This window comes from Dyella sp. SYSU CM1112 (assembly GCF_058216415.1).
Genome location: NZ_JBZEGI010000010.1, coordinates 99,712 through 122,472, shown reverse-complemented (window position 1 = coordinate 122,472; position 22,761 = coordinate 99,712). Strand labels below are relative to the sequence as shown.

Sequence of the window (22,761 nt, the reverse complement as noted above, 5' to 3'; positions counted from 1 at the left end):
CATTCAGTCACGGTGTTGACGGAGGCTTTAGGGGTCGCGCAAAACTACCTGCTGCGCCCGGAAACACCGCCGGGCTTTCATAGCCATCTTTCGATAGCGACGAGACACCAAAGAACCAGTCGTCGATGGCAACATCCTTGAGCAGGAAACGGTCGACATCGCCCACGGTCCGGCTGTATTGCCATCGTGGTGCGGTGGTGCCGTGCCAATGCACGCGATAGCCTGCTGCGCCCGGCACGTTGCCCCAGCTCAGCGTGGTGTCGCTGCTCACCTCGCCATGATTGGCTGCTTGCGTAGGCGGTGCCGGTGCACGTGCGAGCGCAACCATGGCGACCCCTGAGCCATGGGAGGCTGCCGACGGGGCGGCAGCGCGAATTGCGCGATAATGATCCCTCGATCCTGATTCTGCATACCTTTGAAAAAGTCCGATTTCCATTTCGACCTGCCGCCCGAGTTGATCGCGCAGGCACCGCTCAACGAACGCAGCGCCAGCCGCCTGTTGTTGCTCAATGCGCCGACGCGCACCTGGCAGGACCGGATGTTTCGCGAGCTTCCTACACTGCTGCGCAAGGGCGATCTGCTGATCTTCAACGATACGCGTGTGCTGCCTGCGCGCTTGTACGGGCGCAAGCCCAGTGGTGGGACGGTCGAAATTCTGATCGAGCGCGTAACGGGGGCACATGAGGCCACTGTGCAACTCGGCGTAAGCAAGAAGCCACGCACCGGTACATCGATCATCCTGGCTGATGGCAGCCACGCGATCGTGTTGGGCCGCGACGAAAGCTTCTTTCATCTGCGCTTTGAGTCGCCGGAGCCATTGGAGCGCCTGTTGCTGAAACTGGGCGAGATGCCCCTGCCGCCCTATATCTCGCGGCACGCCGACTCCAGCGACCTGGAGCGCTATCAGACGGTGTATGCGCGTGAGCCAGGGGCGGTCGCTGCGCCAACAGCGGGACTGCACTTCGATGAGGCCTTGCTGGAGCAATTGCGCGCCAAAGGCATCGATTTCGGGTACGTCACCTTGCACGTCGGTGCGGGCACATTCCAGCCGGTGCGCGCAGAGGATGTAACACATCACACCATGCATCGCGAATGGCTCAATGTGGGCGCAGGCTTGGTCGAGCACATTCACCGCACGCGCCAGGAAGGCGGCCGGGTGATTGCGGTGGGCACGACGGTCGTGCGCGCCCTGGAAAGCGCGACGGTGGAAGGGGTGCTGCGCCCATTCGCGGGTGAAACCCAGATCTTCATTTTTCCCGGTTATCGCATTACCAGCATCGACGGGCTGATTACCAATTTTCACCTGCCGCAATCGACCTTGCTGATGCTGGTGTCCGCCCTGGCAGGACGGGAATTCATTCTCGATGCGTATCAGCATGCGGTGAAAGAGCGCTACCGGTTTTTCTCCTATGGGGATGCCATGCTGATTCTGCCGCATGGTATGTAAATACCTGCCTTTCTGCTTCCGTGTAGTAGGCGCTGCCTGTTTTTAGGGCCGGAGAGGCATGTGTTGCGCGAACACGCGATAATGGCCGGATGACTTCCATGCATTTCGATCTTTTGACCACCGATGGCGCGGCGCGGCGCGGCCGTCTCAGGTTTGGCCGCGGCACTGTGGAAACACCGGCCTTCATGCCGGTGGGTACCTATGGCTCGGTCAAGGCCATGGCGCCGCGCGACCTGGTGGAAGTGGGCGCGCAAATCATTCTCGGCAACACCTTCCATCTGTTCCTGCGGCCAGGGCTGGACATCATCGGCGAATTCGGTGGCCTGCATCGCTTTATGGGTTGGACAGCGCCGATCCTTACCGATTCCGGCGGCTTCCAGGTGTTCTCACTGGCACACAAGCGCAAGATCACCGAACAGGGGGTGACCTTTGCTTCGCCGGTTGACGGTTCCAAGGTGTTTCTCTCGCCAGAAGAGTCGATGCGCATCCAGACCGTGCTGGATTCGGATATCGCGATGATCTTCGACGAATGCACACCGTACCCGGCCACGGAGCCAGTGGCTGCCGAATCGATGGAGCTGAGCTTGCGTTGGGCTGAACGTTCGCGGCGGGCTTTCGACGATTTGAAGAATCCGAATGCGCTGTTCGGTATCGTGCAGGGCAGTGTTTATGAGAACTTGCGCAAGCGTTCCGCGGAAGGGCTGGTGCAGGTCGGTTTCGACGGCTATGCCGTGGGCGGGCTGGCCGTGGGCGAACCGGAAGCCGAACGCAATCACACACTGGACGTGACCGTGCCGTTGCTGCCGCGAGAACGGCCGCGCTACCTGATGGGGGTGGGGCGGCCGGAAGATATTGTGGAGGCGGTTCGGCGTGGTATCGACATGTTCGATTGCGTGATGCCTACCCGCAATGCGCGTAATGGCTTTCTGTTCACCTCCCATGGCACCTTGCGCATCCGCAACGCCAAGTACGCCACCGACACACGGGTGATCGAAGAAGGATGTGCCTGTTATGCCTGCAACCAGGGCTTTAGCCGCGCCTATCTGCGCCATCTCGACCGCTGCAACGAAATCCTCGGCAGCCAGCTTGCCACCATTCACAACCTGCATCATTACCAACAGTTGATGGCCGGCCTGCGTGAGGCGATTGCCGCGGGCAAGCTGGACGATTTCGTAGGCGAGTTCTACGCCCGGCGGCAAGGGACAACCGAATAGCTGCCTGTGCCAGAACATGAAGGGGCCGGGCGAGAGGGTGCCCCTGTCCGCGAACTTTTGAGCGGATTCAAGGACAAACCCAAAAACTTGCGGTGTCGGCCCCGGTTCACATCTTTTGCCATAGGTAAAAGGTGCGAACGCAAAGAGCCGTCACTCATGGCATAATCCGGGGTCTTTTATTGGGCGAGCGGCGAAAATTCCAGTCGCAGCCATAACTTGCGGGACTAGCTGATGAATCTTCCGACGACTTTCGTGCTGGCGCAGGCCGCGCCAGGCGCAACGGCCAATGGCGGCCTTTCCATGATCATCATGATGATCGTGCTGTTCGGCCTGATGTATTTCATGATGATCCGCCCGCAGATGAAACGGCAGAAGGAGCACCGCCAACTGGTGTCCGGTCTGGCGAAGGGTGATGAAGTGGTGAGCAACGGCGGCATCGCCGGCCGGGTCGAGGATGTGGGTGAGACCTTCATCACGGTGGAGATCGCGCCGAACGTAAAGATCAAGCTGCAGAAGAGCGCGGTCCAACAGGTGTTGCCGAAGGGCACGCTCAAGTCGTCCTGACAGGTTCGTCTCGCAACCGGTTTCCACCTTTATTTATGAGTTCACGCTACCCCGCGGCCAGCGCCGCGGTTCATATGGATGCAAGGCATGAGTGATTTTCCACGCTGGAGATACTTCCTGGTCGCCATCGTACTGGTGCTGGGCATCCTGTACGCGTTGCCGAACGTCTATGTGCCGCTGCAAGCGGTACAGGTTTCGGCCAGCCAGAACGCTGCCATCGATTCGTCGGTGCAGCAGAAGATCGTTGACGCGCTAAAGGCGGCGAAGATTCCCTACGTCAATGAAAGTCTCAAGCACGATACGAGTCGTGGCGACTACGTCGTGATGGGCTTCGCCAATGGCGATCTGCAGAAGAGTGCCGCGGATGCGCTGAAGGCTGCGCTGGGCGACAAGTACACCGTGGCCTTCAATCTTGAATCGACCGTGCCGCATTGGCTCGCCGCCATCGGTGGCCGGGCCATGCCGCTCGGCCTGGATTTGCAAGGCGGTGTGCGCTTCCTGATGGCGGTCGACCAGAACGACATCGTCGACCGGCAGGAAAATCGTTATACGCAGGACATCACTGCCTTGCTGAAGGAGAAGAAGATCTCGTTCATCTCCGTCGCGCGCAATCCTACGCGCGGACAGGGTGTGAGCGTGGTGCTGGGCTCCGCTGCCGAGCGCTCGGCAGCCAGTGAGGCGATCGCCAGTGAATTTCCTGACCTGATGGTGACGGATGGCACCCATACTGCCGACCGTTTCGTGCTTAATGCCGTGATCAAGCCGGACAAGCTGCACGATCTGCAGGTCAATGCGATCCGCCAGAACGTTGCCACGCTGAGCAACCGTATCAATGCGCTGGGCGTGTCTGAGCCGGTGATCCAGCAACAGGGGGAGGATCACATCTCGGTGGAACTGGCGGGCGTACAGGATCCGGCCGAAGCCAAGAAGGTGATCGGTGCAACGGCCACGCTGGAATATGTGGCGGGTCTGGGCGATGCACGCGACCCCGCCGTGCAGGATGCAGCGAGGACGGGCAATATTCCACCGGATGCGCATCTCTATTACGGTACGCATGGCGAGCCCTACCTGGTCAGCAAGAACATCATCGCAAGCGGTGATGAGTTGATCGATGCCTCGTCCGGCAACGATCCGCAGTCCGGTTCGCCAATGGTCAGCGTGACGCTGAACTCGGCCGGCGCGGCCAAGATGCTTGATTTCACGCGCGACAATGTTGGCAAGCCGATGGCCGTGGTATACGTGGAAAGCACGACGGACACCAAGGTCGTGGACGGCAAGGAAGTCCGCACGCCCAAGACCACGTATACGGTGATCAACTACGCCACCATCCAAGGCGTGTTCAGTAACAAATTCCAGACCACCGGCTTGGCCAGCTCCAAGGCCGCCTCGGAACTGGCGCTGATGTTGAAGGGCGGTTCGCTGGCCGCGCGCATGGATATCGTGCAGGAAGGTGTGATCGGTCCGAGCCTGGGGCAGGACAACATCAAGAAAGGCCTCAACGCGGTCTTGCTGGGGCTGGGCCTGGTGCTGGTGGCGGCGGCGATCTACTACAAGCTGTTTGGCTTGGTCGCCGACGTCGCGCTGTTCTTCAACCTGGTGATCCTGGTGGCGGTGATGTCGATGATCGGCGTCACGCTGACCATGCCTGGCATCGCCGGTATCGTGCTGACCCTCGGCATGGCCATCGACGCCAACGTGCTGATCTGCGAACGCGTGCGCGAGGAATTGCGTAATGGATCGACGCCATTGGCGGCGATCCGCTCCGGCTATGAAAAGGCCTGGGCCACCATTCTCGATGCCAACGTCACCCATCTTATCGCCGCGCTGGCGCTGACCACGATGGGCTCGGGCCCGATCAAAGGGTTCGGCGTCACGCTATTGATCGGTATCCTCACGTCGATGTTCACCTCGGTGACGGTTACCCACGCGATCACCGCGCTTATCCATGGCGGCCGCAAGCTCAAGACGCTGTCGGTGTAATCGGAGGCGACCATGGAAATTTTCAATCACAACGCTAACGTCCACTTCCTGGGACTTCGCAAAGCCAGCATCGGTCTCGCGATCGTGCTGATGATCGCCTCGATTGCCCTGCTTGCCACGCGTAGCTTGAACTATGGCCTGGATTTCACGGGCGGCGTGGAAGTGGAGGTGACCTATGACAAGGCGGTTTCGGTCGAAGACGCGCGCAGCGCGCTGGAAAAGGGCGGCATCGATAACGCGGTCGTGCAGAGCGTGGGCGGTACGCGCCAGGTGTCCATTCGCTTCCAGCCGAAGGACGATAAGCATTACGTCCAGCAGGAAGACAAGTCGCCCAACCTCGATCTGATTTCCAATGATGTGGCCAAGGCGCTGCAGGCCTCGCGGCCGGATGCCAAGATCGCCAGCAAGAACTACGTGGGTCCCCAGGTGGGTGAGCAGTTGCGCAGCGACGGCATCACGGCGGCGATCTTCGTGATCATCGGTATCGGTGTCTATCTGTGGATCCGCTTCGAGCGTCGCTTTGCCATCGCCGCGCTCGTTACCGAAGTGCATGACGTGCTGGTGACGTTGGGCGTGATCTCCCTGGTGCAGCGTGAGTTTGACCTTACCGTGCTGGCTTCCGTGCTGGCGGTAATCGGCTATTCCATCAACGACAAGGTGGTGGTGTTCGATCGTATCCGCGAGTTGTTCCGCTCCTCACGCAAGGCGGAGCCGGAAGAAATCCTCAACCGTTCGATCAATAGCACGCTGTCGCGAACCATCATCACCTCGCTGTTCACCAGTATTGCGATGGCCGCGCTGTATTTCTTCGGTGGTCCGTCAGTGCATGGCTTTGCCATCACCATGCTGATCGGTATTCTGATCGGCACCTTGTCCTCGATCTTCGTGGCCAGTCCGATCCTGCTGTGGCTGGGTGTTTCCAAGAAGGACCTGATGCCGGTCACACGCGAAAACCCGGAGTTGGCGCGTCGTCCTTGAGTCGATATTCTTATTGGTGCAAAACGGCCCGGTTCTCCGGGCCGTTTTTGTTTATGGCATGCCATGCATGTCGCCACGCCGACGTTGATGTGACGCAGCGTGTCACTCGATGACACGTTGCGCGTTTGATTCATATCAATAGGTGCCGAATTTTTACATCTCAATTTCGTGAGCGGCTGGTCGATAAGCTGAACAGGACATCATGTCCTGGATGGAGTCCTCATGCTCGTTCTGATCGGTTCACTCCTGGTGATTTTTTGCGTACTGGGCGGATACGTGCTTTCGCACGGGCACATTCTTGCGCTGTGGCAGCCTTATGAATTGATGATCATCCTGGGCGGATCGGTGGGCGCCTTTCTATCGGCCAACCCCTCGAAGATCGTCAAGGACGCATTGCGCAATATTGCGGAATTATTCAAGGGACCCAAGTATCGGCGACAGGACTACGTCGACCTGCTCGCCTTGCTATACGACCTTTTCGGCGTCATGCGCAAACAGGGTTTGCTCGGACTCGAATCGCATATCGAAGAACCGCAGGCGAGTTCGGTATTCAGCGCTTATCCGCGACTCATGAAACAGCACGAGCTGATCGAGTTCATTACCGATTGCTTGCGCTTGATGGTGGGTGGCGACATGAATCCGCATGAGCTGGAACAGTTGCTGGAAGTAGAGCTGGAAACCCATCAACACGAAGCGGAGGCTCCCGCGATGGCCGTCTTGAAGATGGCCGACGCGCTTCCTGGCTTTGGCATCGTGGCTGCCGTGCTTGGCATCGTGACCACCATGTCACAGTTAGGCGGCGATACGTCGCTGATTGGTGAGCATATTGCCGGTGCCCTGGTGGGGACCTTCCTGGGCATTCTGCTTTGCTATGGCTTCATTGGTCCGCTGGGTGCGGCGATGGAGAGCCGCGTGCATGAAGATGGGCGCGCATTTGAATGCGTAAAGGTGGCATTGCTGGCCAGTCTGCGTGGATATAACCCGAAGGTTGCCGTGGAGTTCGCGCGCAAGACCTTATCGCCACAGACGCGGCCGAATTTTCAGGATCTTGAAGATCATCTCAAAGACACAGCGCGCGCCGGGGCGCCCGCGTGAGTGCTCAAGAACAAGAGATGCTGGTGGTCGTGCGTCGCGCGCGACGCCGAAACCGTGGCCATCATGGTGGAGCATGGAAAGTGGCGTACGCCGACTTTGTCACCGCCATGATGGCGTTCTTCCTGGTGATGTGGCTGCTTGGCATGGGTACACGCCAGCAGCGTGCGGCGATTGCCGAATACTTCAAGAACCCGAGCATGACACCTGGTACCGCGACGGTAGCGCCGCCTGGAAAGATGGGCCCGGGAGGCGCCAGCGACAGCATGATCAAATTGGGCGGCGCGATGGATATATCGCATGGCCAGGGCAAGGATCGTCGCGCTGCTTCGTCGCCGAGCACGCAAAATGTCGAAAAGCTGGCGCGCGAGCAGGAGAAGGAACGTCTGGAAAACTTGATGCAGCAGTTGCACGCTGCCATTGAAAAGAGCCAGGCGCTGGAGCCTTTCAAGGATCAATTGTTGCTCGATATCACGCCTGAAGGATTGCGCATCCAGATCGTGGATAAGCAGAACCGGCCAATGTTCGATACGGGTAGCGCAACACTCAAGCCCTATACGATAGCTATCTTGCATGAGCTGGCGGGATTCATTGCACAGGCGCCGAACAAAGTCAGCATTTCGGGGCATACGGACGATGCGCCGTATAGCGATGCCAGCGACTATAGCAACTGGGAGTTGTCAGCCGACCGCGCGAACGCGGCCCGTCGCGCTTTGCTGGCCGGCGGTCTGCCTGAAGACAAGGTTGCGCGTGTGGTGGGATTGGCAGCGTCAGTGCCTTTCGACAAGGCGAACCCCAGCGACCCCATCAATCGGCGCATCAGTATCATCATGATGACCAAGCAGGCGCAGGATGCGGCCATGTCGCAAGAGATGGCAGACAATGCACCCGTGATACAGCCGGCGGCTTCCTCTGTGCATGAGTGAAAGACGACGGTCGTGCTTGACCGCCATGGCATATCTTCGCTCGCATGATGCTGTATTGAGGCACGCGTGGCTCGTGTGCCGCCATGCGCGCGCTCGCAGGCATGATGCGGGGATGGGCGCGGGAGGACGAGGCGTGAAGCCTTAAACTGATCGACTTAGATTTGCACATTCAATGCAGCAAGTCGCTCCGGTGTGCCAACATCCGTCCAAGCCCCTGTGTGGTGGCTTCCACGCAACGCACCTTGCGCCATCGCTGCTTCTAGCAATGGCCTGATTTTGAAGCGTGGTGGCTCTGCGTCCGCGCCGTCGTCATCACCGACTGCAGTGCGCCAACCGTCCAGAAACGCACGGCGGTACACGCCGATGCCGCTGTAGGTGAGTCGGTTCCCACCTTCGTGGTGAAGCTTGCCGTTTTCATCCAGCGCAAAATCACCTTGAGGGTGATGAGGCGGGTTGTTCACCATCAGCAAATGGGCTGTACCTTCAGGTTCGAACGGTAATGCACCAAAGTCGGCGTCCGTCCATACGTCACCGCTGACAACGATAAACGGCTCCGGGCCCAACTGTGGCAAGGCGTTGAGCATGCCGCCTCCGGTTTCCAGCGGCGTGGGCCCTTCGTAGACGTAGCGGATGCGCACGCCCCAGCGTGATCCGTCACCGAGTGTTTCCGGAAATTGTTCGGCCAGGTGTGATGTGTTGATCACGACGTAGTGGACGCCAATCGCTGCGAGTTTTTCCAGATGCCACACAATCAGCGGTTTGCCCCGAACGGAAAGCAGCGGTTTCGGTATGCGATCCGTGAGTGGGCGCATGCGCTCGCCAAGGCCTGCCGCAAAGATCAGGGCATGTCTCATGAGTTGGCCACCTGAGTAAGATCGCGTCCACGCGCGTGGCGTTCGAGCAGGGCAACAAAATCACGAAGTTCCGGATAGCTGCGTGCAACGGATACGATGTAGTGATAAACGCGCGGCACGTCTGCCAGGTAACCTGGTTTGCGATCGCGATACCACAGGCGATAGAACTGCCCCAGAACGCGCACATGACGATGCAGGCCAGTGAGATCGAACCAGCGCCGGAATCGTTCCGCGCTGACCTGATGATCGATCACTTCGGCACCCAGCAATTGCTGCCGATAAGCGTCTACCCAGCGCTCGACACGTTCGCGCGGCCACGCGATATAGGCGTCTCGCAATAGCGAGGCGAGGTCATAGGTAATGGGGCCGGCGAGCGCTCCCTGGAAATCGATGATGCCAGGATTGTTGTGTTCGACGATCAGCAGATTGCGGCTGTGGTAGTCGCGATGTACGAAGCAGCGAGGTTGTTCCTGGGCGTTGCGGATGATGACGTCGAAGGCTGCTTCCAGTGTGTCCCACTCATCGCACGTCGGCGTGTGACCTAGATGGCGACCGAGAAACCATTCCGGCATCACTTCCAGTCCGCGCACGAGTACGTCGTGATCGAAAGGCGGCAGCTCGCGATAGTCCATACGTGTCTGCATGTGCAGCAGTGCATCCATGGCGTCGCCATACATGGCATCGGCGTTGGCATCATTGAGTTCAGGCAGATAAAGCCGTGTACCGAGATCTTCAATCAGGAGGAAGCCTTGTTCGAGATCCTGCGCATGTACGGCGGGTACATGCAGGCCCGCGGCAGCGAGCTGTGTACCGATTCTCAACCATGGGCGTGGATCTTCCTGCGTGGGCGGGGAGTCCATGATGATCCAGCTGCGGCCAGCATGCCGGGCGCGCCAATAGCTGCGGAAGCTCGCGTCGGACGATGCAGATTCCAGAAGGAGCGAAGGATCGGCCAGCGCGGCTCGCGCCCAGGCGAGACGGGCAGCTGCGCGGTCAGTAGTGCTTTCCATAAAGGGATTCGTTGCGGACACATGGAAAGCTTAGAGCCTGCCTGCACTGCATGGATACCGACCACGCGCCCTTCCCTACGAAGTAGGGAAGGGCTGTTAAGGTTGCGCGGGCTTGCAGGCGAATTGAAGTGCCCCGAGATGGCGTGTCCTTTCGAATAATCAATTCAAGGGAAGCCCCGCTATCCGTGGCAGGAAGGTTACGACAAGTTGTATGCCCGCTCTTCGTGCTCGGCGATATCCAGGCCAACCTGCTCTTGTTCGGGTTCAACGCGCAGCCCGATGGCGAGATCGACCAGCTTCAGGATCACCCAGCTCAACACGCCACTCCACACAATGGTGAAACCTACGCCTTTGGCCTGGATCCACAGCTGCGCCAGCGGTGATATAACCGCGCCGAAGCCGCCTAGCTTGGGCGCAGCAAATACACCGGTGAGCAACGCGCCGATGATGCCGGCTACGGCATGCACGCCGAAGACGTCCAGCGTGTCGTCATAGCCAAGCTTGTGCTTAAGGCGTGTGGCCGTGAAGAAGCAGACGGCGCCGGCAGCGAAGCCGATGATCAGCGCGCCGCTGGGACCGGCCGTACCTGCGGCAGGTGTGATCGCAACCAGTCCCGCCACCGCGCCGGACGCCGCGCCGAGCACGCTGGCGCGCTTGTGCACGACCCATTCGACAGCCACCCAGCCGATCGCCGCTGCAGCCGTAGCGATCTGCGTCACTAGCATCGCCATGCCGGCGCTGCCGTTGGCGGCTACAGCCGAGCCAGCGTTGAAGCCGAACCAACCCAACCACAGCAGACTGGCGCCAATCACCGTATAGCCGAGATTATGCGGTGGCATGTGGGTGTGCGGATAGCCGCGCCGCTTGCCCAGTACCAGACAGGCCACCAGACCGGCAATGCCGGCGTTGATGTGCACCACCGTGCCACCCGCGAAATCGAGCACGCCCAGGTCACCAAGCAGCGAACCGGGGCCGCTCCACACCATGTGCGCAATCGGCAGATAGACGAAGGTGAGCCACAGGCCGCTAAACCACAGCATGGCGCTGAATTTCATGCGCTCGGCGTAGGCGCCGATGATCAGCGCGGGCGTGATGATCGCGAAGGTGAGCTGGAACATCACATACACGCTTTCCGGCACGGTCTGGTAGAGCGTGTTTGGCGTCATGCCGGCCAGCATCACGCGGTCGAGACCGCCGACGAAGGAATGCCAGTTGGTCACGCCGGCGTGCATGCCTTCCGTGCTGAAGGCCATCGAGTAGCCATACACCATCCACAGCACCGTCACCACGGCGGTGATCGCCAGGCACTGCATCATCACCGACAGCAGATTCTTCGCCCGCACCATGCCGCCGTAAAACAGCGCCACGCCGGGAATGGTCATCATCAACACGAAGGCGCTCGCCACGATCATCCAGGCGGTGTCGCCGCTATTGAGCACGGGAGCCGGCGCGGATTGCGCCCAGGCGGGCAGGGCAGTACCCAAGCCCAGGCCGGCGACAAGCCATGTTGTGATACGTCGATGCATGATGTTTCCCCCGTCGTTCATTACCCGCTTGTCAAAGCGCATCGACATCCATCTCCTGCGTGCGAATGCGGATGACCTGCTCGAGTTCGCTCACGAAAATCTTGCCATCGCCGACCTTGCCGGTGCGTGCGGCGCGGGTAATGGCTTCGATCGCCAGTTCCACCTGCTCGTCCGCGACAGCAATTTCGATTTTCAGCTTGGGCAGAAAGTCGACCACGTATTCCGCGCCTCGATAGAGCTCGGTATGTCCGCGTTGGCGGCCGAAGCCTTTGACCTCGGTGACGGTCATGCCTTGCACGCCGGCTTCGCCTAGCGCCTCGCGGACATCGTCCAAAGTGAAGGGTTTGATGATGGCGGTCACCCATTTCATGCGTGGCGGTTCCCCAGAAGACGGTTTTGCTGCAACACAGCAGAATGCGTGCCAAGGCTGGCATAGGCGCGATAATCGGCGCCACAGCGCCACTTCAGGCGCGTTAGCGGCGGCCATCAGATATGGCATCAGGCCAATATGGTGCGATAAACGCCTACTTTTGGTGCAAAAAGGCAAGGATCGGGGCGTAAGATATTTGACGTTACCGTGCCTAATCAGTACCATTTTGGTCTGAATTAGCGCGGTGACTCCCCCATGTTCCGTGTGAGCCGATTGACCGATTACGCCACCGTGGTGATGACATGCATCGCCGCGCACCCTGATGACGTGCTCAGCACCGCCCAGATCGCCGATGAAGCCCATCTGGAGCTGCCTACCGTAAGCAAGCTGCTGAAGTCGCTAGGGCATGCTGGGTTGGTCGATTCGTTTCGCGGCGTCAACGGCGGCTATCGGCTGGCGCGCCCGGCAGGTGAAATCAGCCTCGCCGATATCGTGGAAGCGATGGAAGGGCCGCTCGGTATGACCGAATGCAGCCTGAGCGATGGGCAGTGCGAGCGCGAAGCCCAATGCGGGGTACGCGGCAGCTGGCAGCGCATCAACCACGTCTTGGATAACGCACTACGCACGATGAGTTTGGCCGACATGCTGCACCCCAGGGTGCGTCCGGCCGTGACCACCGTGGCGCTCACCGATTTGAAAGGCAGGACAGCATCATGACCATCGAAAACGACAGCCCCGTCGTGTTGCGCGACAACGCCGAAGTGGCGGCTGCACTCGGCCGTCGCTACGAAGCCGGCTTCGTCACCGATATCGAAACCACTAGCCTGCCGCCGGGGCTTTCCGAAGAGATCGTGCGGCAGTTGTCGGCGTTGAAAGGCGAACCGGAATGGATGACCGAGTGGCGCCTGAAAGCCTATCGCCATTGGTTGACGATGCCGATGCCGAACTGGGCCAAGCTCAATATCGCGCCGATCGATTTTCAGGCGATCAGCTACTACGCATCGCCGAAGAACCAGCCGAAGTCCTTGGACGAGGTCGACCCGAAGCTGCTGGAAGCGTACGACAAGCTCGGCGTGCCGCTGCATGAGCGCGCCAAGCTGGCAGGCGTGGCGGTGGATGCAGTGTTCGACTCGGTTTCCGTCGGCACTACCTTCCGCAAAGAACTGGCGGAAGCGGGCGTGATTTTCTGCTCGATGAGCGAAGCCATTCGCGAACATGCCGATCTTGTGCAGAAGTATTTGGGCAGCGTGGTGCCGGTTGGCGACAATTACTTTGCTGCGCTGAATTCAGCGGTGTTCTCCGATGGCTCGTTCGTGTTCATCCCCAAGGGTGTGCGCTGCCCGATGGAGCTGTCCACCTATTTCCGTATCAATGCCGGTCATACCGGTCAGTTCGAGCGCACGCTGATCATCGCGGAAGAGGGCGCCTACGTCTCTTACCTGGAAGGTTGCACCGCGCCGATGCGCGACGAAAACCAGTTGCATGCCGCGGTGGTCGAGCTGGTTACGCTCGAAAAGGCGCAAATCAAATATTCGACAGTGCAGAACTGGTACCCAGGTGATGAGGAAGGTCGCGGCGGTATCTACAACTTCGTCACCAAGCGCGGCGATTGCCGCGGTGACGATTCGAAGATTTCCTGGACGCAAGTTGAGACCGGTTCGGCCATCACCTGGAAATATCCAAGCTGCGTGTTGCGCGGCGACCGTTCGGTGGGTGAGTTCTATTCCGTGGCGCTCACGCATCATCGCCAGCAGGCCGATACCGGCACCAAGATGATCCACATCGGCAAAGGCACCAAATCCAAGATTGTCTCCAAGGGCATCAGCGCAGGACGCAGTTCCAATAGCTATCGCGGCCTGGTGAAAGTGGAGAAAGGGGCCGAAGGCGCACGCAACTACACGCAATGCGATTCGCTGCTGATCGGCAAGAAGTGCGGCGCGCATACGTTCCCGTACATGGAAGTGAAAAATTCTTCCGCAATCGTCGAGCATGAGGCGACCACCTCGAAGATTTCCGATGACCAGCTGTTCTACTGCCGCTCGCGTGGCATCGGCGAAGAAGATGCCGTATCGATGATTGTCGATGGCTTCTGCAAACAGGTGTTCCGCGAGTTGCCGATGGAGTTCGCGGTGGAGGCGAAGAAGCTGCTGGAGATTTCGCTGGAAGGAGCGGTTGGATGAGAGGCGCTCTGGCGATAATCATCTTTCTGCTGTCAGGCGCTGCTGCATCGGTTAGCGCGGACCAGCCGCCCTCCAACGAACAGGTCGAGGCACGGTTCTGTGCGAAAGCGACCACGCAGGCCGACATCAACCAGTGCGCTGCGGACGCGGCTGCCGCAGCGGATCGTGATCTCAATGCGACGTATCAGGCGGTATTGAAGAAGTGGGCGGCCTATCCGAACATGATCAGCAAGGTGCGGCTGTCGCAACGCGCATGGCTGACCTATCGCGATGCCGACCTCAAAGCGCGTTTTGCTAATGAAGATGCCGAAGGATCGGCTCGCGGTACCGCTTACCCAGCCGCCTATGCGTTCTACCACGCCAGCCTTGAGCGCGAGCGTACGGCTCGCTTGTGCGAGTACTTGCGGGGCGCGGCTTATGGAGCGCGCGATGCGTCGCCATGTGCCGACCTCGTCAAACATCCCATCATCGTACCCTCCAACCCTGACGCCCAAACTGCGAATTGACTGTCATGCTGAAGATTGAAAACCTGCACGCCCGCGTCGAGGGCAAAGACATCCTCAAGGGCCTGACGCTCACCATAAACCCGGGCGAAGTGCACGCCATCATGGGTCCGAACGGCGCCGGCAAGTCGACGCTGGGCAATATAGTGTCCGGCCGGGAGGGTTATGAAGTTACCTCCGGGTCCGTCACGTTTGAAGGGCGCGACCTGCTGGCGTTGGAGCCGGAGGAACGCGCTGCGGCCGGTATCTTTCTCGCATTCCAGTATCCGGTGGAAATTCCCGGTGTGAATAACACCTACTTCCTGCGGGCGGCGCTCAATGCACAGCGCAAGCAGCGTGGCGAGTCCGAGCTGGATTCCATGCAGTTCCTCAAGCTGGTACGCGAGAAACTGAAGATCATGCAGATTTCCGACGAGTTGCTGCATCGCGCCGTTAACGAAGGTTTTTCGGGCGGCGAGAAAAAACGCAACGAAATTTTCCAGATGGCCGTGCTGGAGCCGAAGCTGGCGATCCTCGATGAAACCGATTCGGGTCTCGATATCGATGCGTTGAAGCAGGTGGCGCAAGGCGTGAATGCATTGCGTTCACCGGATCGCGCGTTCCTCGTGATTACCCACTACCAACGCTTGCTCGACTACATCGAGCCGGATTTCGTGCATGTGCTGGCCGATGGGCGCATTGTGGAAAGCGGCGACAAGAGCCTGGCGCTGAAGCTGGAAGAACATGGTTATGCCTGGATTGCCGAGCGTGATCCGGTCGAGGCGCGTGCATGACTTCGTCACCGGTATCCGTCCCCTTTATCGAATCGCTGCAGAATGCGGGCAATGTGCGTTTGCCCGGCAGCGGCCTGGCCTGGTTGGACGCAGCGCGACGCGAGAACCTGGAAGCATTTATTGCGGCCGGCTTGCCGGATACGCGTGCGGAGGCCTGGAAGTACACAGCGCTGCGTGCATTGGGGCAGCGCCGGTTTGCGCTGGGTGATACTGCTGCCGATACGCATGCGATCGATCCGTACGCGCTTGCTGTGCCTGGCATCGATGGGCCGCGTCTGGTATTCGTCAATGGTGTTTTTCGCGCCGATCTGTCTCGGTTGGAAAAATTGCCTGTAGGCCTGACGTTGCAACCGCTATCCAAGGTGCTGGAGCAGGATCCGGAACCGTTGCGGTTCGCACTAAGCCGTCATTACCGTGAAGCCAGCGATGCGTTCGCACAATTGAATGCGGCGCTGGCAGGGGATGGCGTGGTGCTGCGTGTTGCACCGGGTGTTCGCGTGGCCAGGCCCGTGCAGCTGTGTTTCGTGGGCGTGCCCGGGCAGGGAGACCTCGCCTGGCATGTCCGCAACGTGATCGAGCTCGGCGAGGGCGCCGAGCTTGAGTTGGTGGAGCACCATCTTGCCACGGCGCCGCACAAGCATCTCGCTACGCTGGTGGGCGACATCGTGGTACGTGATGGCGCCCGGCTTGGATACACCTTGCTGCAGAACGCGGCCGAGGAGAGCACGCTCATCCGTCGAGGCAGCGTACATCTGGGCACGGCGTCGCAAGCCATGCTGCATGCGTTAGAACTCGGTGGAGCCTTGGTGCGTCACGATCTGCATGCTGAGCTGCGTGGCGACCGGTCGCGATTCGATACGCGCGGCGTTTTCGTATTGCGTGGACGCCAGCATGTAGACACGCAGTTGTCGATTCGTCACCAGGCGCTCGACACCGCCTCCGAGGCGGTATGGCGTGGCGTGGCGGATGAGCGCTCGCGTGGCGTGTTCCGTGGTGCCATCGTAGTAGCCGAGGGCGCTGACGGTACTGATGCGAGCCTGAGCAGCAAGAATCTGTTGCTCTCCGCGCAAGCTGAAATCGATGCAAAGCCTGAGCTGGAAATTTACGCGGATGAAGTAAAAGCCGCTCACGGCGCCACCGTAGGTCAGCTCGACGAACGGGCTTTGTTTTACTTGCGTTCGCGTGGCTTGCCACATAACGAGGCGCGCGCATTGCTTACGGCGGCTTTCTGTCGTGCCGTCTTTGCCGCGCTGCCGAACGAAACCCTGCGCGATTATTTCTCTGATGCGCTGCTTGCGCACTTGCCCTGAACAATCACATGAATGCCAAGCCTAGCCAGCCGTCCGTCGATTTCGATGTGCAACGCGTAAGGGCGGATTTTCCGTTGTTGTCCCGCACCGTACACGGTAAGCCGCTGGTGTATTTCGATAACGCCAATACCAGCCAGAAGCCACGGCAAGTGATCGAGTCCGTCGATCGTCATTACCGCGAACACAACGCGAACGTGGCACGTGCCGTTCACCAGCTCGGCGAGGAAGCCACGGCTGCCTATGAGGGGGCGCGGGATAAACTGGCGACATTTATCCACGCAAGTTCGCGTGATGAGGTGGTGCTGACGTCGGGTACCACGCAATCCATGAACCTGGTGGCGTACAGCTATGCGCTACCGCGCCTGCAGCCGGGTGACGCCATTCTCACGACCGTGATGGAACATCACGCCAATATCGTGCCGTGGCAGCTCGTCGCTGCACGGGCAGGCGCAACGGTGAAGGCGGCGCCCATCGATGAACGCGGCGAGTTGATCGTCGAAAAGTTTTTCGAGCTGTTGACACCGGAAGTGAAGCTGGCCTGCGTTGCGCATGTTTCGAATGTATTGGGAACCGTCAACCCGGTGCGTGAGATCGCACGTGAGTGTCGCCGGCGCGGTATCCCGCTCATGGTAGATGGCTCGCAGGCACTGCCGCATCGTCCGGTGGACATACAAGCGATAGGTTGCGATTTCTACGCATTGACGGGCCACAAGATGTTGGCACCGACCGGAACCGGCGCACTTTGGGCCAGGCGTGAGCACTTGCAGGCCATGCCCCCCTTTTTTGGCGGCGGCGAAATGATTCGTGAAGTGCGCTTCAGCGGCACCAAGTTTGCCGATCCACCGCACAAGTTCGAAGCGGGCACCCCCAATATCGCCGGCTTTGCCGGAGTCGGGGCGGCTATTGATTATTACCAGTCGATCGGTTTCGAAGCATTGCGAGCGTGGGAGCATGAGTTGCTCGTTTATGCGACGGAGCGTCTGCGCGATATTCCTGGGGTGCGCATCTTTGGCCAAGCCGCCGAAAAAGAGCCGGTCATTTCCTTTCTGCTGGAGGGTGCGCAAGCCACCGACCTGGCAACCCTGCTTGATCTGGAGGGCGTGGCGGTGCGTTCCGGTCATCACTGCGCACACCCCTTGATGCAGTTTTACGGCGTGCCGGCTACCTTGCGAGCATCGCTGGCTTTCTACAACACCCGCGAGGAAGTCGATGCATTCATCACTGCGCTGCTGAAGGTACGCAAGCTGCTGATGTGATGCTGGGAAACGCATAAGCTGGGTTAGGTTGTGTCAGCCCAATCTGTGGCCCTGATGTGATATTCCTCGCCTGGATGCAACCGCGGCCTAGGAGAGGCAGCAAGGCCGTTATTTCATCCCGCGCTACGTGCACGGTTCAGTGCGGCCAGCTTGCCAAGGAGGGCGGGAAGCAGTAGGCAGATGGCCAATGCCACCAGCCACGGGTTCGACAGCCAGCCCTGCAGCAGGCTGCTGTAACGCACCGCAAGTCCAAGCAGCACGGTGGCCAACATGCCGAGCAGTGCCCAGCTCAGGTAGAGCTCCAGTCGCATCGAGTCGGTCGTGCGGCGGCCCGCTTCCCTGGCAACGCGGCTGGCGAAATCGGGCGGCAAGTTTTCATCCAACGGTTGCCGTAACGCGCGTGCAACAGTTCGATAGCGTTGCAGCCTTGCATCGCGGGCGTCCAGCCCAAGACGCTCGGCCTGAACAGCTTGCTCCTGCAGCGCCCATTCGCGTTCCATGGCGTTATCGCTAGGTGGTTCGTGGTTCATGGCGATACCCCGTATGCATTCTCCAATTGTTCGCGCAAGCGAAGCCGTGTGCGGAACAGATGGCTTTTGATCGTGCCAATCGCAAGCCCGGTGATGTTGGCGATCTCATCAATGGACAGCTCGTCCAGATGGTAAAGCGTGAGAAGGGTACGTTGCAGCGGTGGCAGGGCTTCGATCACTTGATGCAGGTGCGCGGTCATTTCATGATCGGCATAGGCAGTTTCCAGGTCGAAGCTGTCGGCCAGATTTTCGATGGGATCGGTGGCGTCCTCATCGACGCCGGGATCGCATACCGCAATACGCTTCCGCTGCAGATAACGCAACGCCACGTTATAGGCGATACGTCCGATCCAGGACTTCAGGCTACTTTCGTAGCGATATTGCCGAAGATGTTGATGCACGCGCAGGAACGCCTCCTGGCATAACTCACGCGCGTCCTCCGGATGGCGCACCATGCGATAGACGATGTGCCAGCACAACGCCTGGTGCTCGCGGACCAAACGTTCGAATGCGCCTGGCGTATTCGCCAGTACGGCTTCCACCTGCCGGTAATCCTGGTGCGTCATGCGTTGTGGCGCCAATCAGCCCAAACGCCGCGCGAGCATAAAGAACAGTAGGGACCCGAGGCCAAAAGCACCTAGCAACATCGCCACCACGCCAGGATTGATTTCGGTCCAGCCCATCGCCTGGATCACGCCAAAGCCGATGGCTTCCGTAAGAGTAAGAATGCCCCAGCGCAAGGCGGTCATCTGATCGCGATGCGAATCCCCTTGCACCACGGCCTCCACCAGCTCCTTCGAGCTGCAGGCTTGCAGCATCTTGACGCGCAGGCGCGCATTGACCAGTAGCCTGGCGATGTAGGTGATGCCTAGGGTAAGGCAAAGGAAAAGCACAATCGGAACGAATTCGCCTACGTTCATCATCTACTCCAGATAAGCAGCGCCGAAAGGGGCGCCAACAAACATAGAGATACGGCCTGTCATCGATCGGTTGCAGGCGAATGCCTTGCAACTGTTTGCCGGCTACGCGCATCCACTTCTCTGTAGTCGTCATTCTTCGCAGCCATCCATTCCGCTGCATGCCATGCATGCCAGCTATGGGCGTGCTGTGCCTTCTACGAGGAGATCGTCATGCATTCCCGCCTGGCCGCGCTGTGCCTTAGCTTTTTCCCCGTCGTCACGCTAGCCGATTCATGGCATACCATTGAAGTGGTCAACGACACCCGCAGCCGTATCGATTCGTTTGCCATGGCGCCGGCCGGAAGCGGGCGCTGGACCGAAGTGAACTTCAAGGCACCCATGCAGGAGTCCTGGTTTGATTACGAACGTGCCGTGACAATGCAATTTCACGACGACGAGGGCTGCTTTCGCGACCTGCGAACCTTGTTGTCGGATGGCCGGCGAATTTTTGCCCGTAACTTCAACCTTTGCCAATACCACAGCTATTGGCCAGGTACATACTTTCGTAACGGACATCCCGGTTCGCGTGTGATCCCGTAGCTTGGTCGCCGCGGCGCCACCATCGAGGTTGGCGGCTTCGGAAAACACTGGTCGGACCACCTCGCATTGCCCCGACCTGCAGGGCTTTGGCCGGACTACGGTGCGCGGATTATCATGCGCGGATGAGTACCGTCATGACCCCCGTTTTCCGCAAGGCCGTCGAGACCGACATTGACGCTATCGTGGCGCTGGTCCAATCCGCCTATCGCGGTGACCTCAGTCGCCAGGGCTGGACCACCGAAGCCGATCTGCTAGATGGGCAGCGCACGGACGCCGCCGTCGTGGCGCAGGTACTGGCGGCGCCGGATAATGTCGTGCTGCTTGCCTCCATGGATGACCAGTTGCTTGCCTGTTGTCATGTGGAATGGCACGGTGAAACCGCGTATTTCGGCATGTTCGCCGTTCATCCACCCCGTCAGGGCAGCGGCTTGGGTCGGTTGGTGCTGGCGGAAGCGGAACGGTATGCGCAGCAAGCCTGGCAGTGTCGCGCCATGCATATGAAGGTGATCGATGTGCGCAGTGAATTGATCGCCTGGTACGAACGACGCGGCTATCGCCGCACCCGCGAATACTCGCCTTTCCCCTACGGTGAGGAACGTTTCGGCATTCCGCGCCGCGACGATCTCAGGTTCGAATTGATGGTGAAGGAACTCACGGCATGAGCGAAGCCTGGGTGGAAGTTTGTACACGCGCGGAGCTATTGCCCGGCGAATATAAAGTCGCCTGGGATGGCGATACAGCTATCGCCGTCTTCAACATCGACGGCGACCTGTACGCGGTTGAAGATATCTGTACGCACGACGGCGGGGAACTTGCCGGAGGCGAGATCATCGGTCACGAGGTGGAATGCCCGCGCCATGGCGCACGCTTCGATTTACGTACAGGGGCGCCGACCTGTCCGCCTGCCTACGAGCCCATCCACCGTTTTCCAGTACGCGAAGCCGATGGACTGATCTGGACGCGGGACGATCGATAAGTCTGCCGCGTCGCTATCGACGGGGAGGCAAGAAACTCGTTATCGCACAAGCATGCCGAGGCATGCGCGGAAGCTTCCTCATCAATCGCCGGGCTTTGCGGCCGTGTTGTTTATTTCGGCGCGAACTTCACCAGCACGCGCTGGCCGATGCGTAGCGGCTGTGAAGGCGGCTGGTCGAAGGTGAGTATGCATTCCACGGTACGTGTATTGGCGCGTACTTGGGGATCATCTTCCAGCGTACTGGCGCCGAATACTTGGCCTATGCGCAAAACGTGGGCTTTCAGCGGAGCCATGCCGCTGCCGCTGTCGTCATCGACTTCCGCCGGCATGCCGTCGTGCACGACACCGACAAACGACTCGTTCAACTCGGCGCGTACGATGCGGGGCGCGTCAGGCAGGATGACGAAGACCGGACCGGTTGCCGGTGATGCCGTGGCTCCGGGTTGCACCATGCGCTGCACGATTTGGCCATCGATTGGTGCGCGCAGGCTGCGCAGGCTCAACTGATAGCGCGCGGAGGCGACTTTCTGTGCAGCCAGGGCCACGTTTGCGCGTGCACTGATCAGTTCAGCCTGGACCTGGCGTGCCGTCTCCCGGGCGTCGTCTGCACTCTGAACATCGCCAGCCCCGGCTTTGGCCGCCTGTTCCAGTCGGGAGGCGCGCAGATCCGCGGACTGTGCGCGTTGTTGGAGAGCGTTGACTTGCGCCGAGGCTTGCTGTTGCTCGGCAAGCGCTGCGTCCAGCGTCAGCTTGGCAGGCTCCAGATCGAGTTGTGCCAGCAGCTGACCTTTGTGCACATGATTCCCTTCGTGTGCATCGACGCTGGCAACGATACCCTCGCTTGGCATCGCCAGGCGAAGCAGACCGCCCTCGATATCAATGCGCCCGCGTGCAATGGCCGCATAGTTCGGGGTGGTGGCCGCGCTGGTCGCCGGTGCATCGTTCTGCGAGCAGCTGGCCAGCAGTGCCGTGGCAAGCAGTGCGAACGAGAGGCGAGAGAGGCACAATTTCATGCAGAAGGTCTCAGGATTGTTCTGACGCGGTGGGTTGCGGCACGGGCGGCACATGGTCGCTCAGAATGCGCCCGTCTTCCATGGCCAGCACGCGGTCGGCATGGCCGACCAGGCGGGGATCATGGCTGACGCATAGCACCGTGGTGCCGTGTGCACGCGCGATGCGATGCAGAATGTCGATCACGATTTGTCCGTTGGCTGCATCCAACGCGCTGGTCGGCTCATCAGCGAATAGCAGTTCCGGTTGTTTGGCGAGCGCGCGGGCAATGGCGACGCGCTGCTTTTCGCCACCGGAAAGCTCGGCGGGGCGCAGCTGCATGCGAGGGCCAAGCCCTACTTCTTCCAACGACTCCATCGCACGCTTGCGCACCAGATCCTTCGCCAGTCCCATATAGCTCAATGGGAGCTCGACCTGCTCAAGCGCGGTAAGCGCTGGAAACAGGTTGAACCCCTGGAATACGAAGCCCGTGTGCTGCAGGCGAAAGGATTCGAGCTCGCGCATGCTCAACCCGTTCAAGGCATGTCCGAGTGCGCGCACATCGCCACCGTCGGCCGGCTGAAGGCCGCTCAAAATCGCAAGCAGCGTACTCTTGCCACAGCCGGAAGGCCCGGAGATCAGCGTCAGTTCGCCAGCGCGGACATCCAACGTCAGGTCATGCAAGACGGCGCTATGGACCTTGCCGGACACAAATGACTTGCGGACGCCTCGCGCCTGCAGTGCAGGGCTGGTGGTAGCCGTGGAGGGATAGGTCGGCGGCAT

25 protein-coding genes and 1 pseudogene are annotated in these 22,761 nt (G+C 59.9%); 16 read left to right on the top strand and 10 right to left on the bottom strand.

What is annotated here, in order from left to right; genetic code table 11:
- Positions 1-7: 7 nt before the first annotated feature.
- A complete protein-coding gene (locus tag AC4HNJ_RS14985; RefSeq protein WP_490480393.1) occupies positions 8-328 on the bottom strand; it encodes a hypothetical protein in 321 nt (106 codons plus the stop codon).
- 87 nt (positions 329-415) lie between these two features.
- Here AC4HNJ_RS14985 and queA point away from each other — a divergent pair, with 87 nt between their 5' ends.
- The 7 genes and pseudogenes from queA to motB all read left to right on the top strand — a co-directional run.
- Positions 416-1,447 carry a tRNA preQ1(34) S-adenosylmethionine ribosyltransferase-isomerase QueA gene (gene queA / locus AC4HNJ_RS14980; protein WP_490480392.1) on the top strand — a complete coding sequence of 344 codons (1,032 nt, stop codon included), beginning with the start codon at positions 416-418 and terminating at the stop codon, positions 1,445-1,447.
- Between the two features lie 89 nt (positions 1,448-1,536).
- Positions 1,537-2,661: a tRNA guanosine(34) transglycosylase Tgt gene (gene tgt, locus AC4HNJ_RS14975; protein ID WP_490480391.1), complete on the top strand. Its 1,125-nt coding sequence runs from the start codon at positions 1,537-1,539 to the stop codon at positions 2,659-2,661.
- A gap of 231 nt (positions 2,662-2,892) precedes the next feature.
- Complete coding sequence (gene yajC / locus AC4HNJ_RS14970; RefSeq protein WP_490480390.1) at positions 2,893-3,225, top strand: preprotein translocase subunit YajC; 333 nt, start codon at positions 2,893-2,895, stop codon at positions 3,223-3,225.
- Between the two features lie 87 nt (positions 3,226-3,312).
- Positions 3,313-5,205, top strand: a complete 1,893-nt coding sequence (gene secD, locus AC4HNJ_RS14965) for a protein translocase subunit SecD (protein WP_490480389.1) — start codon at positions 3,313-3,315, stop codon at positions 5,203-5,205.
- A 12-nt stretch (positions 5,206-5,217) separates the two neighbouring features.
- Complete coding sequence (gene secF / locus AC4HNJ_RS14960) at positions 5,218-6,183, top strand: protein translocase subunit SecF (RefSeq protein ID WP_490480388.1); 966 nt, start codon at positions 5,218-5,220, stop codon at positions 6,181-6,183.
- Between the two features lie 222 nt (positions 6,184-6,405).
- A complete protein-coding gene (gene motA / locus AC4HNJ_RS14955) occupies positions 6,406-7,278 on the top strand; it encodes a flagellar motor stator protein MotA (RefSeq protein ID WP_490480387.1) in 873 nt (290 codons plus the stop codon).
- A 17-nt stretch (positions 7,279-7,295) separates the two neighbouring features.
- Positions 7,296-8,141, top strand: a pseudogene (gene motB / locus AC4HNJ_RS14950) (flagellar motor protein MotB); the annotation flags it as partial.
- 215 nt (positions 8,142-8,356) lie between these two features.
- On the opposite strand, the gene murU reads toward motB, so the two are convergent.
- From murU to AC4HNJ_RS14930, 4 genes are all read right to left on the bottom strand, one after another.
- Positions 8,357-9,055: an N-acetylmuramate alpha-1-phosphate uridylyltransferase MurU gene (murU, locus tag AC4HNJ_RS14945; RefSeq protein WP_490480386.1), complete on the bottom strand. Its 699-nt coding sequence runs from the start codon at positions 9,053-9,055 to the stop codon at positions 8,357-8,359.
- A complete protein-coding gene (locus AC4HNJ_RS14940) occupies positions 9,052-10,065 on the bottom strand; it encodes an aminoglycoside phosphotransferase family protein (protein ID WP_490480385.1) in 1,014 nt (337 codons plus the stop codon). Before AC4HNJ_RS14940 ends, murU begins: the two co-directional genes overlap by 4 nt.
- A 197-nt stretch (positions 10,066-10,262) precedes the next feature.
- On the bottom strand, positions 10,263-11,591 hold the full coding sequence (locus tag AC4HNJ_RS14935; protein ID WP_490480384.1) for an ammonium transporter: 1,329 nt from the start codon (positions 11,589-11,591) through the stop codon (positions 10,263-10,265).
- A gap of 31 nt (positions 11,592-11,622) precedes the next feature.
- Entirely contained in the window at positions 11,623-11,961 is a 339-nt protein-coding gene (locus AC4HNJ_RS14930) for a P-II family nitrogen regulator (protein ID WP_490480383.1), read from the bottom strand.
- Between the two features lie 255 nt (positions 11,962-12,216).
- On the opposite strand from AC4HNJ_RS14930, the gene AC4HNJ_RS14925 reads away from it, so the two are divergent.
- From AC4HNJ_RS14925 to AC4HNJ_RS14900, 6 genes are read left to right on the top strand one after another with little or no spacing between them, the layout of a single operon-like run.
- On the top strand, positions 12,217-12,678 hold the full coding sequence (locus AC4HNJ_RS14925) for an SUF system Fe-S cluster assembly regulator (protein ID WP_490480382.1): 462 nt from the start codon (positions 12,217-12,219) through the stop codon (positions 12,676-12,678).
- Positions 12,675-14,141: a Fe-S cluster assembly protein SufB gene (sufB, locus tag AC4HNJ_RS14920; RefSeq protein ID WP_490480381.1), complete on the top strand. Its 1,467-nt coding sequence runs from the start codon at positions 12,675-12,677 to the stop codon at positions 14,139-14,141. The genes AC4HNJ_RS14925 and sufB overlap by 4 nt, the downstream gene beginning before the upstream one ends.
- On the top strand, positions 14,138-14,647 hold the full coding sequence (locus tag AC4HNJ_RS14915) for a lysozyme inhibitor LprI family protein (RefSeq protein WP_490480380.1): 510 nt from the start codon (positions 14,138-14,140) through the stop codon (positions 14,645-14,647). The genes sufB and AC4HNJ_RS14915 overlap by 4 nt, the downstream gene beginning before the upstream one ends.
- 5 nt (positions 14,648-14,652) lie before the next feature.
- A complete protein-coding gene (gene sufC, locus AC4HNJ_RS14910) occupies positions 14,653-15,417 on the top strand; it encodes a Fe-S cluster assembly ATPase SufC (protein WP_490480379.1) in 765 nt (254 codons plus the stop codon).
- Entirely contained in the window at positions 15,414-16,727 is a 1,314-nt protein-coding gene (gene sufD / locus AC4HNJ_RS14905; protein ID WP_490480378.1) for a Fe-S cluster assembly protein SufD, read from the top strand. The genes sufC and sufD overlap by 4 nt, the downstream gene beginning before the upstream one ends.
- An 8-nt stretch (positions 16,728-16,735) precedes the next feature.
- On the top strand, positions 16,736-17,983 hold the full coding sequence (locus tag AC4HNJ_RS14900; protein WP_490480377.1) for a cysteine desulfurase: 1,248 nt from the start codon (positions 16,736-16,738) through the stop codon (positions 17,981-17,983).
- A gap of 113 nt (positions 17,984-18,096) precedes the next feature.
- Here the strand turns inward: AC4HNJ_RS14900 and AC4HNJ_RS14895 are convergent, their stop codons facing one another.
- From AC4HNJ_RS14895 to AC4HNJ_RS14885, 3 genes are read right to left on the bottom strand one after another with little or no spacing between them, the layout of a single operon-like run.
- The gene (locus tag AC4HNJ_RS14895; protein ID WP_490480376.1) at positions 18,097-18,513 is read right to left on the bottom strand and encodes a hypothetical protein; all 417 of its coding nucleotides are present in this window, start codon (positions 18,511-18,513) and stop codon (positions 18,097-18,099) included.
- Entirely contained in the window at positions 18,510-19,079 is a 570-nt protein-coding gene (locus AC4HNJ_RS14890; protein WP_490480375.1) for an RNA polymerase sigma factor, read from the bottom strand. The genes AC4HNJ_RS14895 and AC4HNJ_RS14890 overlap by 4 nt, the downstream gene beginning before the upstream one ends.
- Before the next feature lie 15 nt (positions 19,080-19,094).
- Positions 19,095-19,433, bottom strand: coding sequence for a hypothetical protein (locus AC4HNJ_RS14885; RefSeq protein ID WP_490480374.1), 339 nt, complete (start codon positions 19,431-19,433; stop codon positions 19,095-19,097).
- Positions 19,434-19,643: 210 nt separating this feature from the next.
- Between AC4HNJ_RS14885 and AC4HNJ_RS14880 the strand changes: the two genes are divergently transcribed.
- The 3 genes from AC4HNJ_RS14880 (at position 19,644) to AC4HNJ_RS14870 (ending at position 20,988) form a co-directional block, all read left to right on the top strand.
- Complete coding sequence (locus AC4HNJ_RS14880) at positions 19,644-20,012, top strand: hypothetical protein (RefSeq protein WP_490480373.1); 369 nt, start codon at positions 19,644-19,646, stop codon at positions 20,010-20,012.
- 134 nt (positions 20,013-20,146) lie between these two features.
- Positions 20,147-20,674 carry a GNAT family N-acetyltransferase gene (locus AC4HNJ_RS14875; RefSeq protein ID WP_490480372.1) on the top strand — a complete coding sequence of 176 codons (528 nt, stop codon included), beginning with the start codon at positions 20,147-20,149 and terminating at the stop codon, positions 20,672-20,674.
- The gene (locus tag AC4HNJ_RS14870) at positions 20,671-20,988 is read left to right on the top strand and encodes a non-heme iron oxygenase ferredoxin subunit (protein ID WP_490480371.1); all 318 of its coding nucleotides are present in this window, start codon (positions 20,671-20,673) and stop codon (positions 20,986-20,988) included. Before AC4HNJ_RS14875 ends, AC4HNJ_RS14870 begins: the two co-directional genes overlap by 4 nt.
- A gap of 110 nt (positions 20,989-21,098) precedes the next feature.
- On the opposite strand, the gene AC4HNJ_RS14865 is transcribed toward AC4HNJ_RS14870, so the two are convergent.
- Both AC4HNJ_RS14865 and AC4HNJ_RS14860 read right to left on the bottom strand, forming a co-directional pair.
- Entirely contained in the window at positions 21,099-22,001 is a 903-nt protein-coding gene (locus AC4HNJ_RS14865) for an efflux RND transporter periplasmic adaptor subunit (RefSeq protein ID WP_490480370.1), read from the bottom strand.
- 10 nt (positions 22,002-22,011) lie between these two features.
- A complete protein-coding gene (locus AC4HNJ_RS14860) occupies positions 22,012-22,761 on the bottom strand; it encodes an ABC transporter ATP-binding protein (protein ID WP_490480369.1) in 750 nt (249 codons plus the stop codon).

What these genes read in the sequence shown, in the direction of transcription:
- AC4HNJ_RS14985 (WP_490480393.1), bottom strand. Translation starts at nt 328, where the DNA reads ATGGTTGCGCTCGCACGTGCACCGGCACCGCCTACGCAAGCAGCCAAT.
- tgt (WP_490480391.1), top strand. Translation starts at nt 1,537, where the DNA reads ATGACTTCCATGCATTTCGATCTTTTGACCACCGATGGCGCGGCGCGG.
- yajC (WP_490480390.1), top strand. Translation starts at nt 2,893, where the DNA reads ATGAATCTTCCGACGACTTTCGTGCTGGCGCAGGCCGCGCCAGGCGCA.
- secD (WP_490480389.1), top strand. Translation starts at nt 3,313, where the DNA reads ATGAGTGATTTTCCACGCTGGAGATACTTCCTGGTCGCCATCGTACTG.
- secF (WP_490480388.1), top strand. Translation starts at nt 5,218, where the DNA reads ATGGAAATTTTCAATCACAACGCTAACGTCCACTTCCTGGGACTTCGC.
- motA (WP_490480387.1), top strand. Translation starts at nt 6,406, where the DNA reads ATGCTCGTTCTGATCGGTTCACTCCTGGTGATTTTTTGCGTACTGGGC.
- murU (WP_490480386.1), bottom strand. Translation starts at nt 9,055, where the DNA reads ATGAGACATGCCCTGATCTTTGCGGCAGGCCTTGGCGAGCGCATGCGC.
- AC4HNJ_RS14940 (WP_490480385.1), bottom strand. Translation starts at nt 10,065, where the DNA reads ATGGAAAGCACTACTGACCGCGCAGCTGCCCGTCTCGCCTGGGCGCGA.
- AC4HNJ_RS14935 (WP_490480384.1), bottom strand. Translation starts at nt 11,591, where the DNA reads ATGCATCGACGTATCACAACATGGCTTGTCGCCGGCCTGGGCTTGGGT.
- AC4HNJ_RS14930 (WP_490480383.1), bottom strand. Translation starts at nt 11,961, where the DNA reads ATGAAATGGGTGACCGCCATCATCAAACCCTTCACTTTGGACGATGTC.
- AC4HNJ_RS14925 (WP_490480382.1), top strand. Translation starts at nt 12,217, where the DNA reads ATGTTCCGTGTGAGCCGATTGACCGATTACGCCACCGTGGTGATGACA.
- sufB (WP_490480381.1), top strand. Translation starts at nt 12,675, where the DNA reads ATGACCATCGAAAACGACAGCCCCGTCGTGTTGCGCGACAACGCCGAA.
- AC4HNJ_RS14915 (WP_490480380.1), top strand. Translation starts at nt 14,138, where the DNA reads ATGAGAGGCGCTCTGGCGATAATCATCTTTCTGCTGTCAGGCGCTGCT.
- sufC (WP_490480379.1), top strand. Translation starts at nt 14,653, where the DNA reads ATGCTGAAGATTGAAAACCTGCACGCCCGCGTCGAGGGCAAAGACATC.
- sufD (WP_490480378.1), top strand. Translation starts at nt 15,414, where the DNA reads ATGACTTCGTCACCGGTATCCGTCCCCTTTATCGAATCGCTGCAGAAT.
- AC4HNJ_RS14900 (WP_490480377.1), top strand. Translation starts at nt 16,736, where the DNA reads ATGAATGCCAAGCCTAGCCAGCCGTCCGTCGATTTCGATGTGCAACGC.
- AC4HNJ_RS14895 (WP_490480376.1), bottom strand. Translation starts at nt 18,513, where the DNA reads ATGAACCACGAACCACCTAGCGATAACGCCATGGAACGCGAATGGGCG.
- AC4HNJ_RS14890 (WP_490480375.1), bottom strand. Translation starts at nt 19,079, where the DNA reads ATGACGCACCAGGATTACCGGCAGGTGGAAGCCGTACTGGCGAATACG.
- AC4HNJ_RS14885 (WP_490480374.1), bottom strand. Translation starts at nt 19,433, where the DNA reads ATGAACGTAGGCGAATTCGTTCCGATTGTGCTTTTCCTTTGCCTTACC.
- AC4HNJ_RS14880 (WP_490480373.1), top strand. Translation starts at nt 19,644, where the DNA reads ATGCATTCCCGCCTGGCCGCGCTGTGCCTTAGCTTTTTCCCCGTCGTC.
- AC4HNJ_RS14875 (WP_490480372.1), top strand. Translation starts at nt 20,147, where the DNA reads ATGACCCCCGTTTTCCGCAAGGCCGTCGAGACCGACATTGACGCTATC.
- AC4HNJ_RS14870 (WP_490480371.1), top strand. Translation starts at nt 20,671, where the DNA reads ATGAGCGAAGCCTGGGTGGAAGTTTGTACACGCGCGGAGCTATTGCCC.
- AC4HNJ_RS14865 (WP_490480370.1), bottom strand. Translation starts at nt 22,001, where the DNA reads ATGAAATTGTGCCTCTCTCGCCTCTCGTTCGCACTGCTTGCCACGGCA.
- AC4HNJ_RS14860 (WP_490480369.1), bottom strand. Translation starts at nt 22,761, where the DNA reads ATGCCGCCGACCTATCCCTCCACGGCTACCACCAGCCCTGCACTGCAG.